Origin of the sequence: Bacteroides nordii (assembly GCF_019930665.1) — a bacterium.
Taxonomy (GTDB): Bacteria; Bacteroidota; Bacteroidia; order Bacteroidales; family Bacteroidaceae; genus Bacteroides; species Bacteroides nordii.
Map to the genome: position 1 here is coordinate 3,028,175 of NZ_CP082886.1, position 15,778 is coordinate 3,043,952.

Consider the following 15,778-nt stretch of genomic DNA (forward strand, 5'->3'; position numbering starts at 1 on the left):
TTCGATAAATGTTATTATCCAAGTAACAGAAGTCTCTTACTTAGAATCTGAGAATAGTGATCCATCGTGAAGTATTGCTCTTCCATTAATGCTCTCATTTCAGTATTAAGAGTTTTAAATCTGTCTGACGCAATAAAAATCTTTAGCTTGCCAATACGTTCATCAAGCTCTTCCTTTTCATCAATAATTCGCTGTACAAATGATTCCATGATTAATTTTTATTTGTTGTTGATTCGAGAATGGCTTTGAATAGTGCTTCGCGCTCACGATGACGACGAAGGTTTTCTTTGTCCTGAGTGCGCCGACTGTCACGGTCGGCCCGTTTCAGGTAGGATTCGTATCTGCGGATGTTGTCGAGTACATTTTTATGACGCCGCAGAAACTCTTGCGGATCTTTCCGTAACAGATCCTCCAGTTGTGCTCTCTCCGACTGGTGGGCTATGAACGGATGCTTGTAACGGAACTTCCCAGTATCGTTGAACGACTGCAGCTCTTCAAACGCCAGAAGATTACGAATACGTAGTTCGGCCATATCAATGACCGCTTGTGTAGTCGGTTTCTTATCCAGCTGTTCGTCGAGCTGCTTCATTTGTTTCCAGGTTACGATCCGGTCGTTGTAGATGATCGTGGCTGTCTGGACTTGCGGGTCGGAGAGGTTGTCCCAGTCGATTTTCGGGTACTCTTCCCACTTTTGGACTTTACTTTCGGATTTGAAACCGGTTTTGAAGTAGTGGCTACTTTTTTTTTCTCTTGTTCAAGCGCTGCTTCAGCATTATCCGCACGCTCTTCGGCTTCCTCTGCACGAAGTTCGGCTTCTTCTGCACGCTCTTCAGCTTCCTCTACACGAAGTTCTGCTTCTTCTGCACGTTCTTCAGCTTCCTCTACACGAAGTTCTGCTTCTTCTGCACGTTCTTCAGCTTCCTCTGCACGTTCTTCGGCTACTACTGCATGTTCTTCGGCTTCCTCTACATGTTCTTCGGCTTCTACTATTTGATCGGTTACATCAGATATCTTATCTTGCTGATCTGCATCAGAAGATTCAAAAGTTACATTTTCAACCTTTTCAGACTTCTCAATGAGAAGTATTTCAGTCTCCTTTTTGGAGGACTGAGAGCCATTAACTACATTGGATTTGGAAACAGGTGGACGGCGATTATTACGAATCTCATCCCGCTCTGCAACATCGAGTAATTGGTACAAGATCTCGTTAGCATAACGTTGCGGACTTCTCGAAAACTTTCTCAGAAGAGGATGTGAGGGAGTCTTCTGAGTTAAGAGTTTTAAGTCTAAAGAAGCTGCATCCGGATTCTGAAGTTCAGAAAAATGTTTTTGCTTTTCTTTGAATGAGTACATTTTAGTAAGTATTAAGAGCAGATTTCTCTGCTCTATGAATAAATAAACTATGCTGTCTGAATACGGGTTCCAGGAACCTCGACGAGAGTAGTAGTATCCATAATCCGGAATGTAATCGCGGATCCTGCACGGGCGGTCCATGTAGCTCCATCTTCAAGAACGAATGATGCTCCATCAGCAATTGTAGCGGCTTTGTCAGTACCGGTACCTTCAAGAGTTATATAACGACCTTTGTCATTTGCGGTGATTCCAGATACAGCAGAAATGGCATAGGTGGCAGCAGTGCCATCCGGGATTTCATATCGGTTGCTTTCTGGCTTGATGGCAAGTGTAGTGGCTGAAGCCGTATGTTTTGCTGCCGGAGTACGAACGATGGCACCGGTATATTTACAATATTGATCAATAGAGGTACGCTTGAAGGTAAAGGTGACATAACGCCCATCTTTATCATTCTTTGCTTCAAACGATTGCAGGATCATTGGCCGGTCGTACTCACCGATAATGTACCACTGCTCCTCTCCTACTTCTTTGAACAAGACTATAAATTTACCCCCAGCGTGTTCTTCGATAAAGTTGAGCAGCTGATCTCGCATCCCCCCCATAATGATTACAAAGTTGTTTTCTCCGGATGTGGTAATATCCCCTTTCTCTCCAGTAGCTGTATATGTAGGTATATCATGGGCTTCGAAGTACTTCATATACTCACCGGCTTTCATCGGAATGGTACCAACTTCGCGATTGGCATTCTTTTTGGGAAACTTCACATCAGGGTTAATCTGGGAAAGTTCAATCAGATACACTTTATATGCAATATTAGAACCGTGCGTCTGGCGATCCGAAACATCACCCACATCACCGATGATCATCATAGTTGCCAATGATGTACCACCAAAACCGGAGATACATAAAAATGAGTCCGGGTCCATAAACATGCCAACAACAAAGACGATAGCCAGGAGCATCATCAATGAGAGGAAGAACCTGACAGACATTTTACGAGCGTACTCGTTACCCTTTTTATAAGGATTGGAAATTTTTCTTGCTTTCATAAAATTTTCATTTAAAAAGAAGGGCGGGCCATAAAACCCGCCCACAAACAACTAACTTATTAAAACACACATGAAAAATGGACTATCGCACGCCGGGAATGTTCGGTTGGAGTGCTGCGTTGACCTTACGATTGCCTCCTACCTGACGTTCAAGTTCGAGGAAGTTTCCTTCGTCATCGAGAATCACCATTATATAATCGCCAACTTTGGTTGGAGTATATGCCTCAGTGATATTTTTGAACTTTTCAGATTTCGCGATTGTGGTGGCATTGGTTGTATTGCCACACTCAATAACATAAGCGACACCTTTTTTTGCACCGGTGATATCGGTTATGGCAGTCTCTTTGGTATTCTCGACAGTAATTTGCCAAAAGCCAGCCTTTGCATCGACTGTGGTAGCATCAGCTGCCAAGTCAACAGAAAATTTATTCATAAAAATCTGCTGCCATTCATAATTGTTTGCCTGCATTTTCTCAAAGGAATCAAAACGACGGCCAAGGAAGGCAGCTGCCGTACCTTCTTTCCAAGTGGACCATGCTTTCACAAGTTCCATGTCTTCCTTTGCTTTAATGGCAAACATCTCACCCGGAATATATTCAATAAACTGAAGGTTTCCAGGAACGTCCATCATCATGAAAGGCAGTTGCCCCAGATATGGCAGCCAAATGATACGGATGGAGGTGTCAGGAACCGTATTGAGATAACTATCGGGACCTGTAAAGTCAGTATCTCTTCGATACGTATCACGAATATTTTTGATCCACCAAGGTTGATGAAGTTTATTCAGATAAAGAACATGTTTGTCCAGATCCATATCTTCTGTACAAGACGCAACAACATCGGAACAAAACTCCTGAACGGACTCAAGCATATCAGCTGAAGTATAAGAACGATAAGATTCATTATCATGCAACAACAACTTATTCTCGTGGACATAGCGGAGTAAGGTGTACAGAATTCCGGTACCGGCGTTTAAATAGCTTCCCGGAACACCAGATTTCGGTTTCACATAAATACCGCGCATACGACGTTTGTTTTGTTCTACTTGAGCAGTCTCAAGCGAATTGAGAATACAAAACTCAATCATAGACCACTTAATAGGATCGGATCCTTCTTTATTAAGATAGGCGATATACATGCGTTCGAGCTCTTTCATGGGTCCAAACTTTATCTTGATCATTGCATCGTCTACATGCCCCATCTCATTCTCGAGTTTCATATCACCTTTCCAGATCTCACCTACCTGATAAGCCTGGGAAACCTCAGAGAAGAAGGCGTTGAAAACAAGGTCATGATCTTGAATACCATATCTTACGGGGAAGTACTGTGTAAGATCGCGTTTAGACAATACACGGGCTATCAGATAATCCTGACGAAGAACTACATGCTGATTTCCTACACCTGCAGTATTGACCTCTTCATAGTTTGTAACAAACTCACCGGCAGCAAGACGTTTGGGGTCAAGCATGCTATTGGCATGCAGATAGTTGTAACGTTTCTGTAAAGAACGTGAATAGGCAACAGCCTGTTTTCGGAAAGTGACTCCATCTGTTTCTTCGTCAGCATCATCGAGACTGGATGCCGCGCGAGGATTAGCGGTAATCTTATTCCAACGATAATCCATGGAGAACATAGAATTTTCAACACCGAAAAGATACTTAGAAGTACTTGCCGGCCCCATGAAACTAACTGTTGAAACACGAGCTTCAGATAAAGGAATATCTGCAGCGGCCTGACTTTTCATAGTGGAAACAAGGTCACTGACGGTTTGAGTCAATTTAACAAGTGTTTCAGGAGTAGCCGGAGTTGATGATGACTCTGGTGCCTTCGGGTTCTCTTGCTGAGTGTCAGAACTTTCCTGATCTTCACTGGTAGAAACTCCTGAAACAATTCCAGCAAGAATAGCTTGTGCCTGGTTTAACGCGTCCTGATCAAGAGGATTCTGCTGTGCAGCTTGTTCGGCTGCCATATCGTCCTGAAGAGTTACCTTATACTCCTGCTGGTATGAGTTGACAATAGATTGCCAATCCTCATTAGTCAAGGTATTGGCCTTGGCTTTATCGAAGAGTTTAAGTTTTTGGAGTACGGTTTGAATTTTTTCTTTTACATTCATACTGATAAGAAATTATTGATTATACATAGCTGAGAGCACGCTGTTTGAGTTCCTCATTGTCGAGATATTCCTGTCCGAGGCGGTATGCTTCGGAAATAGCTTGAGGAAGAGTGAGGATATTATCAATGAGACCGTTAGTTACAGAATGAGTTGCATCGAACGTTTCTCCCCTGAAGATCGGATTATCTTCAGGGGGATCAGTTTCAGTCAGTTTAGTCCGGGAACGTTTCACTTCGGAAATAAACTGTTCGGCAAGAGGATCCAGTTCTTCACTGATATACTGTTCCTTATTACCGGCACGCAGGTCTTCATATTTTTTATTCTTCAGATCGGAATAGTTAGATTTGGCTGTAATATGTTTAACTCCAAGACTTTCATAATAGGATGAGAAATCCCAGTAATCTGTCATAGTGCCAATACAACCAATGGAATCATTCTGAGTAAGTGCATTGATTCTGGTACCATGACATGCGATATAATATCCGGCAGAAGCACAACATCGCTCGATCAATACTTCGATTGGCTTTTTAAGGGAACTTATTGTTTCAGATAGCCGGTCAAGGTACCAGGCTTCACCACCCGGCGTATTAATATGTAAGAAATGGGTAGCAATGGCCGGATTGGATTCGGCAGCTATCAGATCCTGTTCAAATTGTTTGCTTGAGAAATACCAACAAGATGAAGAGGTTACAATTCCCCAGATACGGTGATAAGCTATACTGCCTTCAGGCAACTCTTCAGAAGAGAAGTCATCTGTTATATTGATACCTTGGGCTTCAGCATGAGTTTCGATACTCTTAAGAAGTTTAGATAAGGCTTTTTTTGAAAGCTCTTGATAGGTAGGAGGATTTTCATTAAAGAAAAATGCTCCCGGTAACGGACGGTCAGCCGAGATCAATGGAAAACATTCCATCATCGCGGAGGTATAACCCTCTGCGGTGATAAGAAGTTTGTTTGAAAGAAGAAGCTGGCGAAGATAAGTTCTGTTCATCTGAATATCTTTTCAGCGAAGATAGAGGATGAACAGAAGGCTATGAAGGACGGTAAACCGTGGCTTTATGGAATAAAGGGAGAACGGAGCATCTTACACACAATATTAAGAGTTGCAGTATTAAGGTACGGAATTATAGTTACCGATGCCGGGATATCTGTTGTTCCGAGATTAATAATCCGATTGGAAGAATCACGGAGATGTACAATCACCTGGCGCGTGACAGAAAATTCACGTACTATATCAGAGTCGGGTAATTCTATGGTGATATCTTTATCACAATTAAAGCAATTACCAGCAGATGTTTTTTCGATAGTGTAATTAAAATCAAACGGATCAGCAATGAAGGTATAAGATGATTTCTTCATTTTATTCTTCGGAGTTACTGAAATGATAATGGATAGTTCTTTCATAATTAACATAATTAATTTATAATCAACAAGTTCGCCACACATAGGACATTTTGTCCGCCATTTTGGGACAAAAAGCATAGTCTGGTCGGTGATTTTTCAGCCGTTTTTTAACTTCTTTTTATATTCCCGACGTCGTTTCCTCTTACGAATATTCTCACGCCACCGATAGAAGTTCTTTAAAAGTGCATCTTCAGATATACTCTCTATACAATAAGAACACAGGAAATTATGAACTATATCCAGATTGTTAAATTCGTGTCCGTTCTGATCGTTTTCGTCCATTACAGAATGAAGTTCACGGTTAAACATACGACGTATTTCAATTTCTATGATCCTGGCTGATCTTGAAGAGAGGTAATTATAAACCAAAGGATCTTTCCCGATACGCCGTTCGGGAAGGATAAAAGTCAAATTGCCATTGTCGACGGGTGACTGATCTGAACGCCTTTTAGCCATCAATGTCCATATGATGTGATACAGGTCCGTATTGTCGGGAATACGAAAAGGTTCATCAGAACCATTGTTAAACTTTCCGCGAAGATATTCTGCAAGGTATGGCTCAATTTGAATACTGGTGGTAATCATGGCTTTTTCTCTTATTATTTTTTTGAAATAGTTTTTATTCGTTTTTGCTTCCAACTGTCCAACCGTCCAACATGGGGTTTGAATCAAAACTAAAGTTACTGATTTCTATTTAGTTATGCAAATTTACTCAACTAAAGTTTATGTTGTTGGACGTCCAACACGTCCAACAAAACACATTTTTGTTGGACAGAACGTAATTTTCAATGTTGGATAGTAGAGAGAGGTAAATCCAACACGTCCAACAGCGTCCTACAAAACAACAGATGTGTAGGATATATATATACTTTAATAAAATAGATATACTACTATCCTACAGGCTTTTACTTTTTAAAATGTTTTTTCTTGTTGGACTGTTGGACGGTTGGACGTACTTTATGAAAAGTTTTCTTTTCAAAACTCTCGCTTCTATGTTCCCTCTTTTTTTATTCAGGGGGTGTGGGGGATTGAAATAGGATATCATAATAGATAGTGTTAATTAGGGTGAGAAATGTCCGTATATTGGAAAAGAGAAAAACAAAGATTCCCGCCGGGTGAGCAGCGGGAATCGAGATGCATTAGAGTTCGCCAAGTTCTTGTTGGCTTTCGTCGTCAGGCTTTCGCTGAAGGTCGATATCATACAGTTCGCGAAAGATATCGTAGTTGAGGGCGATACAACTTGAGTTCGTGGTCTGCTTCTCCATCTTACGCACCATGGTATTATCAATCTTGACACCTTCTTCCGGTCGGAAAGGAAGATTCTCATCCGCGACGAATCCCCCCCGAGGTACTTCGACTACATCGTACCAATTGAAACGGCGGGCATGGATCAATCCGATGTAACTGGGATGTGAACGAAGGTTCTGTTCGATAGTGGATTGAGTGGACTCCTCACTGTTGTAGGAACTGCGGGCAAACTGTGTGTAGATCGGACTGAGGCGTAGGAACAGAACACGCGTACCGGCAGGGAAGGTGACTTCTTTTTTCTCGCCGCCGGGGAGCTTGATAGTAACGCGATCCGGGGTGTCGATCGTGAAGTCGCGGCCTTCGCGAACGGCCTTGCTGTCGATCATAACGTCCATGGCCTTAAAGAAGGTGGCGAGCTTATCTGTCTTGCTGATCAATTCTACCTGGAACTTAATCTTGTCGCAGGCAATTTTAAAAAAACTTTTGTAAGTAAATGGCAATTTCATATCTGTATAATTTTCAATAAGTTTACATGTGGCTAAAAATAATGAAGCGGTTTTCATTAGACGGTCAATTTCTCCGGCATTGATAAGTGCTTCTTTCAGTTCATCATAGCACTGTTGTTTGAGGGCTCGGAAATTATCCATGACAATGGGGCGAAGCTTCAGAATTTCAAATAGAACATTGGATAGCCCTACTTTGGCGGGATCCTCGATGTCCTTGAGTTCATTAAATAGCTGAACTTCCTCCGGAATACGGTTTTTGGGTTTCGGAACCTCGCAGACGATGATACGGGACATAAGGGCATTGTCATCACGCTGGGGTGTCTCCTGCCCGCAAATGATAACCGGGGCGTATATTTTCTCGACTTCTATTTCCTTACCGGATGTACCCTTCCTTTTTTGACGGCCATCGCCATCGTAGACAGCACCTTTCAGATACTGAAATATGATGTCCTTTATATCTTTGTTGTTATACTCATCGAGTACTGCAGGGACATCCCGGAAAGTTGAAAGAAGAGAGGACAACGCAGGAAGCGTACCCGTATTTAGGTTGAAGATCGGAATCTTAGGAGAGATGAACAAAGACCGTATCGAAATGGCAATCTGTGTCTTTCCGGAGGACATAGGACCCATGAAAAAAGGAGCAGTGAACAGGCGGTCGATGTTATGGATGTTACTACGGAAGGCGCACATGATAGCAAAGAGAATAGCCCATTTTCCATTGTCATTGATCTTATATACTTGATCCATCAGACTTGCCCATCGTTCAAAAGAACACTGTTTCTCGGCAGGGATATCTTTATATACCAGTTGCGAAACAAGTTCGTACTTTTCGGATTGGTACCCGGAACCGGCATATATAGTGGAGAATGCAGGAAGATAATAGTTCTTGTTATTGTGGGTAACAACCCCAAGCTCGTTGACCGGGTCAAAACGTGCTTGTTCATCGACAATGTGGAATATTCCGTTGGAGAAAGCAAAAAACATATTACTCTCTTGGCGAGATGCTCCATCGGATTGTTGATTTCCATAAGTCATTATTTCATAGCAGGTGACAAAATGCCGGGACATATACTCTTTTATCTTAGTCCAATGTTTCTCTTCTCCGGAGGTGAAGTTGACGGCCTCTAATTGGATCAGCTCCTCTTCGATAGTTGCTTTCTTAAGAAGTGCCCTGGAAGGGATTTCAATATAAAGTGGATTTTTGTAATACCGGCGATTAATCTTGAGTACCCTCTTATTGGCGTCTTTATCATCGGAATAGATATGTAGAAGAGGGGTCATGAAGAAATCGGCCACCTGCAGATGACCTCCTTTTTCTTGCCGGAACATGTAGCACACGGGCTCGCCTTCTTTATTAAGCTTGGGATAAAAGCCACATTGCCGATACATTTCCTTGTATTCCGGGTTATCATCGACATAACCGGGAAGTTCATCCGGATCATAATCTTCTTCATCATCATCTGTACGCTGGGCATTGATAGCCATCCGGGATTTTCGTTTGGCCAAGTAGGGCTTTAGAATTTCATTGAAAGCTCCCTTATTTAAAAAAAGACATTCGTAAAAAAACTTAAGATTAACGATCCTGACTGAATCGTCCGCGTAGCTAATCAGATCAGCACAACGTTCGATAAAAGGAGTACGTTCACCGAAGTAACCCGGAAGGAATTTGCCATGTAAAAGTACATAATATTTTATAAATGTAAAGCTTTTATCAAAACGTTGTACTTCCTGATTATATCCTTCTTCATCTTCCTCTTCTTCCGGTTCTTGTTCTCCAGCAGGAAGTGTGACTGTAATATTAGTCATACCGGCCCGATATATCATAGTCAGGGCAGAGAGGTATTCGGACTCGTCACCGTCTTTATTGATAGATAACCCGTAAGAATCGGTAGTAAAAAAGGTACATTCACGACGGATCTCCTGAATGTCTGTCGCTGATGGAATACCATTGATCAGAAGTATTGGCAGATCACCATACGCATTAAGAAATTCCGAGAAATCACAGGTTAAAATACAGGGTTGCCCTTCTTTACGCAAATCTTTAATCAAATCGAGTCCATAAACTCCGGGCTTCAGTTCTTCTTGTTTCGGAGCATCTTTCAGGTTACGAAGGATATCGCGAACTTTACGACCCAGGATTTCCGTATTCATATCAAATCGATCAGCCAAAGCACGTATATGGTTCAGCCGTGAAGTCTCTGAAGATATGCAGGAGATAAGGTTGCATATCGTGTTGAGAACTTCTTCCTGTTCATTCGGATCCGGAACCGGATTGTTATCTAAGAAGACGTCTGCAAAATAAGTGGGAAAATCTTTACGATGATTCAGTAACCATTTAGCAGTATTATCCTTCTCTTCAGAAGCAACATTATCCGGATCCTTGCCTTCAGGAAGACGAACACATTGTACTGAAAATCCAGCACGCAAAAACAATTCACAAATCCTTAAGGAGGCTTTAATTCCTGCCGGATCCGGATCATACACAAGTGTGACAGATTGGGTAAAACGACTAAGTAATCTTATCTGTTCCGGGGTAAAAGCGGTACCGGAACCAGCAACTGTGTTTTCAACTCCTGCAGCATGAAGGGACATTACATCGAACTGCCCTTCGACCAAATAAGCAAAAGTCATACGGGAAATAGCCCGTTTGGCTTGATAAAGACCGAAGAGCTGTGTACCTTTTTTGAAAACAGGTGTATCACCGGTATTTACGTACTTCCCTATATTTTCCTTTGGAGTAATGAAGCGTCCGGAAAAACCTATGATGTTTCCATTCAAATCAATGAAAGGAAACATGATTCTATCCCGGAATACATCATAAATGTACTTCCGTTCATTCTCGGCCAGAATACCTACTTTTTTCAATATGGTTTCTGAATAACCGGCCTGAATCAATTCTTTATGTGCAAGGTTCCCTTCCGGAGCATAACCAATCTGAAAGTTCTTAATGACTTTATCGGTTAATATAAATCCACGCTGATCAAGATAATTCTGTGCCTCCGGAAGATGCTTCTGAAAAAAGATTCCAGCGGCCCGAAGAGCGATCCTCATGGCTTCTATATCTTTTGCCTTTTGAACTTCTTCTTCCGTCAGCTCTTTATTTTCTATCTGTATTCCAGCTTTCCTGGCACACCATTCAAGTGCTTCAGCAAAGGAGAAGTTTTCATGTTCCTGGACAAAAGCGATAACGTCTCCTCCTTTATCACAGACAAAACATTTAAAGGTTTGCCTGGCCGGACTAACTGTCATTGAGGGATGGCTATCGGGATGGAAGGGACAGATACCAACATAACTATTGGATCCTTTTTTCTTGAGAGAGACAAATTCACCGATGACATCAACAATATTTAATGCTGACTTTACACGGTCAATGGTCTGTTTATCAATCATAATTCTCATTATTAAATATGTTCAACTGACGCGCTTCGAAAGCTTCTTGGAGAGTAATCCCGAAGTAATCGCAGAGCGAAAGATATTCCTCTTGAGTGATAGGTTTACGCCCGTAATATAAATCCCAAAAACGCATCTGATTAATGCCAACGGCCTTATAAAAGGGACGGTTGGGCATGAAATTCTCCGGATGTTTGAACTTCATGCGCAATATTTCTTGCACCAGATTTCTTTTCACTACCTGGCGAACGACGATCTTACGTCGATGCATGAATAACTGAACCGCCAATTCGGACCGGCTGACATGTTCGGCCATTTCTGCCAAAGTTGCTTTTCCGGCATTCTTCCGGATATATTCTTCCTCTTCAGGAGTCCATCTACCGTTATTCATCTTCTTTTTCTGTTATAAATTCGACAATTATCTTCAGTTAGTTCATAATCCGGATGGCTATCGATATAGGTGGAGCAAATGCCAAGAAATATTTCTCGACGATAAACCGGAACTGAACTTATTATATCATAATAATGGTTAGGCTGCAACTTATCCAAAGCCATGAAAACACGTTGCTTATATTCGCTAAAGCCTGCGGTACCCATGTTAAAAATGGCAACATCGGCCCAATCCGGATGAAGCGTTAGGCCAGATTCTGTTTTTCCTTCTCCAGTTTTTTCCATTCGGCTATTGTTGAAAGAGGTAAGTCAAAGTTGCGCTGGCGGATATTAGATCTCAAAGAGAAACAGGAACCGTTAGCATCCCAACGGACTTTCTTCTCATGGATAACTGTCTGGCGCTTTCCGTCAATGGTTACTTTTTTAGGGATAGGGACCGTCCCTTCAACCTTATGAACCTCGTTTTTATTCACATACTTAATTTCAATGATTGTATAGCCGCATGAGTTAATGGCGGTTTCAAATATATCTGTTGTATACATAACTATTTTGTTTTACGCAAATTGTTCTTTGATTTTTGACATTATGTAATCAAAATGTTCTCTAAACTCTTTTGTATGAGTAAACACAGGGGAATCAATGTCAGATGGCTTTAGCTCCACGATATTGGTGATGCGCTTTACATGCTCTGAATGAGCCTTATTATATCCACTTCTATAAGCACTCATAACCAATCCTCTTACATCCATTCGATCAATAAATTCAGGTTGAGGATCACACACCCTTTTTGAATATTCAATCGCCAGTACTGTTACTGTTTTCTTCTTCATATCTATTCTTTTTCGTACATTTCATCCCAATCTCCACACTCAAAACAAGTCCAGCCGAAAACAATATGTCCACAGCCGTCTGTTGTGACGGGATTCACCTCATGCTCCGTGATGCAATGGCACTTTTTGCAGTACATATCACGAACCTCATCGCTTACATCATCCAGCCACTCATATCCTGCTTCTTGTTTCATATTTATTCAGATTTACACTAATCAACAATAGTAAATTCAACTAATTCAGAGGGAAAAATATCAATTGCCCGTTTTTTACCTTCAGGTAAAACTGAAACTCTTGTATTACCCAAATATTGAAAGATACATTGTTGATATCGGTTAAGAACCTTAAACCGTTTCCCATTTTTCTCAATAACCATTCCTTTACAAACAGGTCTTCCTGTTGAATCAACCAACCACTTATTCAAAAAAGATTCTTCCAGTTGAGCGATTTTTTGTTTAAGTGGAGTAATCTGTTTTTTATAAGCATTTTCAAATACCATAATATCTGAATAAATAGCTTGTACCTCTTTCGTAAGTCGTTCAGCGTCCGCAATACGCTTATTATAATTTTCGTCTATTTCTTTCATTTCTGATTCGTATTGAACCATACGGCAGACATTCAACCGCCGTACGGCAATGTGATTACTCAACTATCATCCAATCATTAGCAAACATATCCTGCCAATCAGGTACGTAGTTTGTAGCCATGCAGCCACATTCTGCATCTGGATATATAACCAAACATTGTTCACGATAATGAATTGTTCCGTCCGCACACTTGCTGATTTCTTTCTTGGCTGCATCCGGTAGTGATTGCATCTTAGGAACAATATCCGATGCTATATCAGAGTTGATTTGCTTTACAATAAAGCATTTACCATCCCATTCTTTACGAGCTATATTGAAACCCTGTTGGAGAGCGACTAAAGCTTGCCCAAAGGGTAAATTTAGGTTTGGGACACTCAATTCAGTTTCCATAAACTCTTCAAAACGGCTCTTTGTCTGCGACATCTCACCTATGAGCAAAAGATAAGCGTGTTCATCCGGTTCTACGCAAGTACCGCTTTCTTTGTCAATGATGCAGCCGTCTTCTTCATCGGTCGTAAATCCTACGATGCAACCTACATTCTTTTCTCCGGTGTTTTTCTCTGTAAATTCTACTTTGTCGAATAAATTAAATTTTCTCATTTACTTATCAAGTGGGTTTTACAAAGCCGCCCAAGGCTATTTAATTCCTTTCTGTATTGGTTTAAACCTTTTCAGGATACGTTAATATTCAATTTTTCTTTCATGAAAGAAAATATATGCGCAATCACATCAACCGTCCACCCATCACCAATACATCCCGCCGCCCTATCTCTATCCAATACACTTGTATATCCATCCGGAAGAGTTTGGCAGCGTTCGAGCTCTATCTGATTGAGATAACGGCACGACTCCTTTACATCTTTTTCGTCAAACACAAGCGTTGTAAATCCCTGATCGAAATATCTGTAAAGCATTCTACTAACAGTCCTTAACGGTCTACTGTCACTTTCAAGTAAACATCTTGCTTTCTTCCTGTCAGCATATCCATGCGTAAGAATTGACTGCAAATATATTTTCCGATCCTTTGGAAGTGGTATGGCTGAATATTTCATACCAAACATATCTGTATGTTTAGGACCGATGTTAGTCCAATAGTATCTATTCCTTAATTGAGCAGAAACCAGTTCAGAGTTAATATTTGTTGCACAAACTCCAAGTTTATTAGATATAGTAGCATAGTCTGCTGCGGGCATTTCTACATTTTCCAAAAGAAAAAATGGAGCTTGGGTTTCGTTTAATCCTCTCATATATTCCCAAAACAAGGAGCTTTTATTACCTTGCAGTCCTTTTCTATCTCGATTGGCTTGACTCATATCTTGACATGGGGAGCCGCCAATAAACAAATCTATCTTTCCTATTTTCTTAAAATCAACATTGCGGACATCACCAAGTTGAATTGTATCGGGATAATTAGCTTGTGTTACTTTGATAGCATCTTCCTTGATCTCACAGGCGAAATACTCATCAACTTTTATTCCTGCTCGTTCAAGCGCAACACGACCACAGCTTATTCCATCGAAAACACTTACCACTCTCATTTTTGTTCCTTTCTATCTTGTTATTAATCAATTATAGACTTCATTTTCTTAGTTCGGGTAATTTCTTCTTTAGGATTGGATTTGTCTAAAACAAAAGGTTTTAAACATTCCATGCACTTAACGTTTGTCTTTCCTATCAGTTTATTTGTATTCCAAATATTCCAATGACCACATAAAGGACAATCCCAAATAAAACTTGATGGATATGCTCTCTTCTTTCCTGAATGAACCAACTTCCGAGGAATAACAATAGAACTTTCGCTCATATTTAATTTATTTTGAGGATTTTTCTATATAGACCGGGAATATTCCGGCCTATATAAAAATAAACAAACCCTAACAGGGGCTTTACCCTACAACTGTCCTTTCAGTTGGCTCTTTAAGTAATTAATAAAATGTGACTCTATATGGAGTCGTTTATTCTAAATAAGTCCTTTAGAAACAATACAATGGATTGTACCTTCATCATTTACAATTAATTCATCTGCACAGTGCGAACATATTGTATGCTCTTTATCAACCCACCAACAATTACCATAATTGGGATTATAACACGGATCATTATCCGTACAACCACAATATCGACAGACACCTGATTTATAACGAGGTTGAAACTTAATATCCTTCAAAGAAAGATATCGTCTCGTTTTATGATTTCTTCTCCTTTTTTTCATATATCAATTGCTATATAAATGAAGTATTCAATCACACGATAGAATAAAGCTAATCCCGCCCCAATTAGAAACAAACACCAACCGGCTATCTTTAAAATCTTTTTGATTTCTTGTTTTTCGTCTTCTGTCATCATGGTTATTTCATGTGGTTATTATGCCAGTAATTAATCATCTGAGAAACAGTCTTAACACCTATTTTAGCTTTGATATTTTCACGATGTCGATTGACAGTAGGAATAGATATTGCAAGTTCCTGTGATATTTCATCAGCTTGCATATTGGAAACTATTAAGCGGAATACCATCATTTCGCGTTCGGTTAACTCAGTGGTAAGTTTAGGCTTACAAATGACACCTTCATATAAACATTCACCGCGCATTGGACATTTGACTTCCTCAAAGTCATAATTTCCCATTGCATCAATATCATAATTGAATTGATCGTACTCGCCGAAATTGCATCTAACGAATCGATGTACAATACGGAATTCATAATACGTCCGGTTGCGAGAACTCTTCGAATAAATCTCAAGTAACTGATTATAAGCTTGTGTGTACCTATCACGAATCAAAGAAAGGATATCATCAATCAACTCTCGATCCATTTCTGTGAATGTACGAGCAGCTTTGTTCTCTTCTTTAATCATTACTTCTCCATCAGGAGTGTTGTAAAATTCTACATTCCGATATTTCATAA

19 protein-coding genes are annotated in these 15,778 nt (G+C 40.5%); all 19 read right to left on the reverse strand.

What is annotated here, in order from left to right; all coding sequences use genetic code 11:
* Positions 1-14 precede the first annotated feature (14 nt).
* Positions 15-209, reverse strand: coding sequence for a crAss001_48 related protein (locus tag K8P02_RS12160; RefSeq protein ID WP_025867344.1), 195 nt, complete (start codon positions 207-209; stop codon positions 15-17).
* Positions 210-211: 2 nt separating this feature from the next.
* The gene (locus K8P02_RS12165; protein ID WP_002559757.1) at positions 212-589 is read right to left on the reverse strand and encodes a hypothetical protein; all 378 of its coding nucleotides are present in this window, start codon (positions 587-589) and stop codon (positions 212-214) included.
* A gap of 11 nt (positions 590-600) precedes the next feature.
* Positions 601-1,353, reverse strand: a complete 753-nt coding sequence (locus tag K8P02_RS12170; RefSeq protein ID WP_025867343.1) for an alanine-zipper protein — start codon at positions 1,351-1,353, stop codon at positions 601-603.
* Between the two features lie 47 nt (positions 1,354-1,400).
* Complete coding sequence (locus tag K8P02_RS12175; RefSeq protein WP_025867342.1) at positions 1,401-2,402, reverse strand: hypothetical protein; 1,002 nt, start codon at positions 2,400-2,402, stop codon at positions 1,401-1,403.
* Positions 2,403-2,484: 82 nt separating this feature from the next.
* Entirely contained in the window at positions 2,485-4,515 is a 2,031-nt protein-coding gene (locus K8P02_RS12180) for a hypothetical protein (protein WP_025867341.1), read from the reverse strand.
* A gap of 19 nt (positions 4,516-4,534) precedes the next feature.
* On the reverse strand, positions 4,535-5,506 hold the full coding sequence (locus K8P02_RS12185) for a S49 family peptidase (protein WP_025867340.1): 972 nt from the start codon (positions 5,504-5,506) through the stop codon (positions 4,535-4,537).
* 65 nt (positions 5,507-5,571) lie between these two features.
* A complete protein-coding gene (locus K8P02_RS12190) occupies positions 5,572-5,919 on the reverse strand; it encodes a hypothetical protein (protein ID WP_044158183.1) in 348 nt (115 codons plus the stop codon).
* A gap of 96 nt (positions 5,920-6,015) precedes the next feature.
* On the reverse strand, positions 6,016-6,504 hold the full coding sequence (locus K8P02_RS12195) for a hypothetical protein (RefSeq protein WP_002559751.1): 489 nt from the start codon (positions 6,502-6,504) through the stop codon (positions 6,016-6,018).
* Positions 6,505-7,058: 554 nt separating this feature from the next.
* Positions 7,059-11,063 (reverse strand): DNA primase, encoded by a 4,005-nt coding sequence (dnaG, locus tag K8P02_RS12200; RefSeq protein ID WP_223381324.1) that lies wholly within the window; start codon positions 11,061-11,063, stop codon positions 7,059-7,061.
* Positions 11,056-11,454, reverse strand: a complete 399-nt coding sequence (locus K8P02_RS12205) for an XRE family transcriptional regulator (protein ID WP_223381326.1) — start codon at positions 11,452-11,454, stop codon at positions 11,056-11,058. The genes dnaG and K8P02_RS12205 overlap by 8 nt, the downstream gene beginning before the upstream one ends.
* Positions 11,451-11,738, reverse strand: a complete 288-nt coding sequence (locus tag K8P02_RS12210) for a hypothetical protein (protein ID WP_025867337.1) — start codon at positions 11,736-11,738, stop codon at positions 11,451-11,453. Before K8P02_RS12210 ends, K8P02_RS12205 begins: the two co-directional genes overlap by 4 nt.
* Positions 11,699-11,995, reverse strand: a complete 297-nt coding sequence (locus K8P02_RS12215) for a hypothetical protein (RefSeq protein ID WP_025867336.1) — start codon at positions 11,993-11,995, stop codon at positions 11,699-11,701. The genes K8P02_RS12210 and K8P02_RS12215 overlap by 40 nt, the downstream gene beginning before the upstream one ends.
* Positions 11,996-12,007: 12 nt before the next feature.
* Positions 12,008-12,283 carry a hypothetical protein gene (locus K8P02_RS12220; RefSeq protein WP_025867335.1) on the reverse strand — a complete coding sequence of 92 codons (276 nt, stop codon included), beginning with the start codon at positions 12,281-12,283 and terminating at the stop codon, positions 12,008-12,010.
* A 2-nt stretch (positions 12,284-12,285) separates the two neighbouring features.
* The gene (locus K8P02_RS12225) at positions 12,286-12,477 is read right to left on the reverse strand and encodes a hypothetical protein (RefSeq protein ID WP_025867334.1); all 192 of its coding nucleotides are present in this window, start codon (positions 12,475-12,477) and stop codon (positions 12,286-12,288) included.
* Positions 12,478-12,494: 17 nt separating this feature from the next.
* A complete protein-coding gene (locus tag K8P02_RS12230; RefSeq protein WP_044158179.1) occupies positions 12,495-12,869 on the reverse strand; it encodes a hypothetical protein in 375 nt (124 codons plus the stop codon).
* 55 nt (positions 12,870-12,924) lie between these two features.
* Positions 12,925-13,470 (reverse strand): Thoeris anti-defense Tad2 family protein, encoded by a 546-nt coding sequence (locus tag K8P02_RS12235; protein ID WP_025867332.1) that lies wholly within the window; start codon positions 13,468-13,470, stop codon positions 12,925-12,927.
* Positions 13,471-13,541: 71 nt separating this feature from the next.
* Complete coding sequence (locus K8P02_RS12240; RefSeq protein ID WP_025867331.1) at positions 13,542-14,408, reverse strand: DNA cytosine methyltransferase; 867 nt, start codon at positions 14,406-14,408, stop codon at positions 13,542-13,544.
* Between the two features lie 670 nt (positions 14,409-15,078).
* Positions 15,079-15,216 (reverse strand): hypothetical protein, encoded by a 138-nt coding sequence (locus K8P02_RS12245; protein ID WP_155921449.1) that lies wholly within the window; start codon positions 15,214-15,216, stop codon positions 15,079-15,081.
* A gap of 2 nt (positions 15,217-15,218) precedes the next feature.
* Positions 15,219-15,776 carry a response regulator transcription factor gene (locus tag K8P02_RS12250; protein ID WP_025867329.1) on the reverse strand — a complete coding sequence of 186 codons (558 nt, stop codon included), beginning with the start codon at positions 15,774-15,776 and terminating at the stop codon, positions 15,219-15,221.
* Between the last annotated feature and the right edge of the window lie 2 nt (positions 15,777-15,778).

What these genes read in the sequence shown, in the direction of transcription:
- K8P02_RS12245 (WP_155921449.1), bottom strand. Translation starts at nt 15,216, where the DNA reads ATGATGACAGAAGACGAAAAACAAGAAATCAAAAAGATTTTAAAGATA.
- K8P02_RS12160 (WP_025867344.1), bottom strand. Translation starts at nt 209, where the DNA reads ATGGAATCATTTGTACAGCGAATTATTGATGAAAAGGAAGAGCTTGAT.
- K8P02_RS12225 (WP_025867334.1), bottom strand. Translation starts at nt 12,477, where the DNA reads ATGAAACAAGAAGCAGGATATGAGTGGCTGGATGATGTAAGCGATGAG.
- dnaG (WP_223381324.1), bottom strand. Translation starts at nt 11,063, where the DNA reads ATGATTGATAAACAGACCATTGACCGTGTAAAGTCAGCATTAAATATT.
- K8P02_RS12175 (WP_025867342.1), bottom strand. Translation starts at nt 2,402, where the DNA reads ATGAAAGCAAGAAAAATTTCCAATCCTTATAAAAAGGGTAACGAGTAC.
- K8P02_RS12195 (WP_002559751.1), bottom strand. Translation starts at nt 6,504, where the DNA reads ATGATTACCACCAGTATTCAAATTGAGCCATACCTTGCAGAATATCTT.
- K8P02_RS12250 (WP_025867329.1), bottom strand. Translation starts at nt 15,776, where the DNA reads ATGAAATATCGGAATGTAGAATTTTACAACACTCCTGATGGAGAAGTA.
- K8P02_RS12185 (WP_025867340.1), bottom strand. Translation starts at nt 5,506, where the DNA reads ATGAACAGAACTTATCTTCGCCAGCTTCTTCTTTCAAACAAACTTCTT.
- K8P02_RS12235 (WP_025867332.1), bottom strand. Translation starts at nt 13,470, where the DNA reads ATGAGAAAATTTAATTTATTCGACAAAGTAGAATTTACAGAGAAAAAC.
- K8P02_RS12205 (WP_223381326.1), bottom strand. Translation starts at nt 11,454, where the DNA reads ATGAATAACGGTAGATGGACTCCTGAAGAGGAAGAATATATCCGGAAG.
- K8P02_RS12240 (WP_025867331.1), bottom strand. Translation starts at nt 14,408, where the DNA reads ATGAGAGTGGTAAGTGTTTTCGATGGAATAAGCTGTGGTCGTGTTGCG.
- K8P02_RS12230 (WP_044158179.1), bottom strand. Translation starts at nt 12,869, where the DNA reads ATGAAAGAAATAGACGAAAATTATAATAAGCGTATTGCGGACGCTGAA.
- K8P02_RS12215 (WP_025867336.1), bottom strand. Translation starts at nt 11,995, where the DNA reads ATGTATACAACAGATATATTTGAAACCGCCATTAACTCATGCGGCTAT.
- K8P02_RS12165 (WP_002559757.1), bottom strand. Translation starts at nt 589, where the DNA reads ATGAAGCAGCTCGACGAACAGCTGGATAAGAAACCGACTACACAAGCG.
- K8P02_RS12210 (WP_025867337.1), bottom strand. Translation starts at nt 11,738, where the DNA reads ATGGAAAAAACTGGAGAAGGAAAAACAGAATCTGGCCTAACGCTTCAT.
- K8P02_RS12220 (WP_025867335.1), bottom strand. Translation starts at nt 12,283, where the DNA reads ATGAAGAAGAAAACAGTAACAGTACTGGCGATTGAATATTCAAAAAGG.
- K8P02_RS12190 (WP_044158183.1), bottom strand. Translation starts at nt 5,919, where the DNA reads ATGAAAGAACTATCCATTATCATTTCAGTAACTCCGAAGAATAAAATG.
- K8P02_RS12180 (WP_025867341.1), bottom strand. Translation starts at nt 4,515, where the DNA reads ATGAATGTAAAAGAAAAAATTCAAACCGTACTCCAAAAACTTAAACTC.
- K8P02_RS12170 (WP_025867343.1), bottom strand. Translation starts at nt 1,353, where the DNA reads ATGTACTCATTCAAAGAAAAGCAAAAACATTTTTCTGAACTTCAGAAT.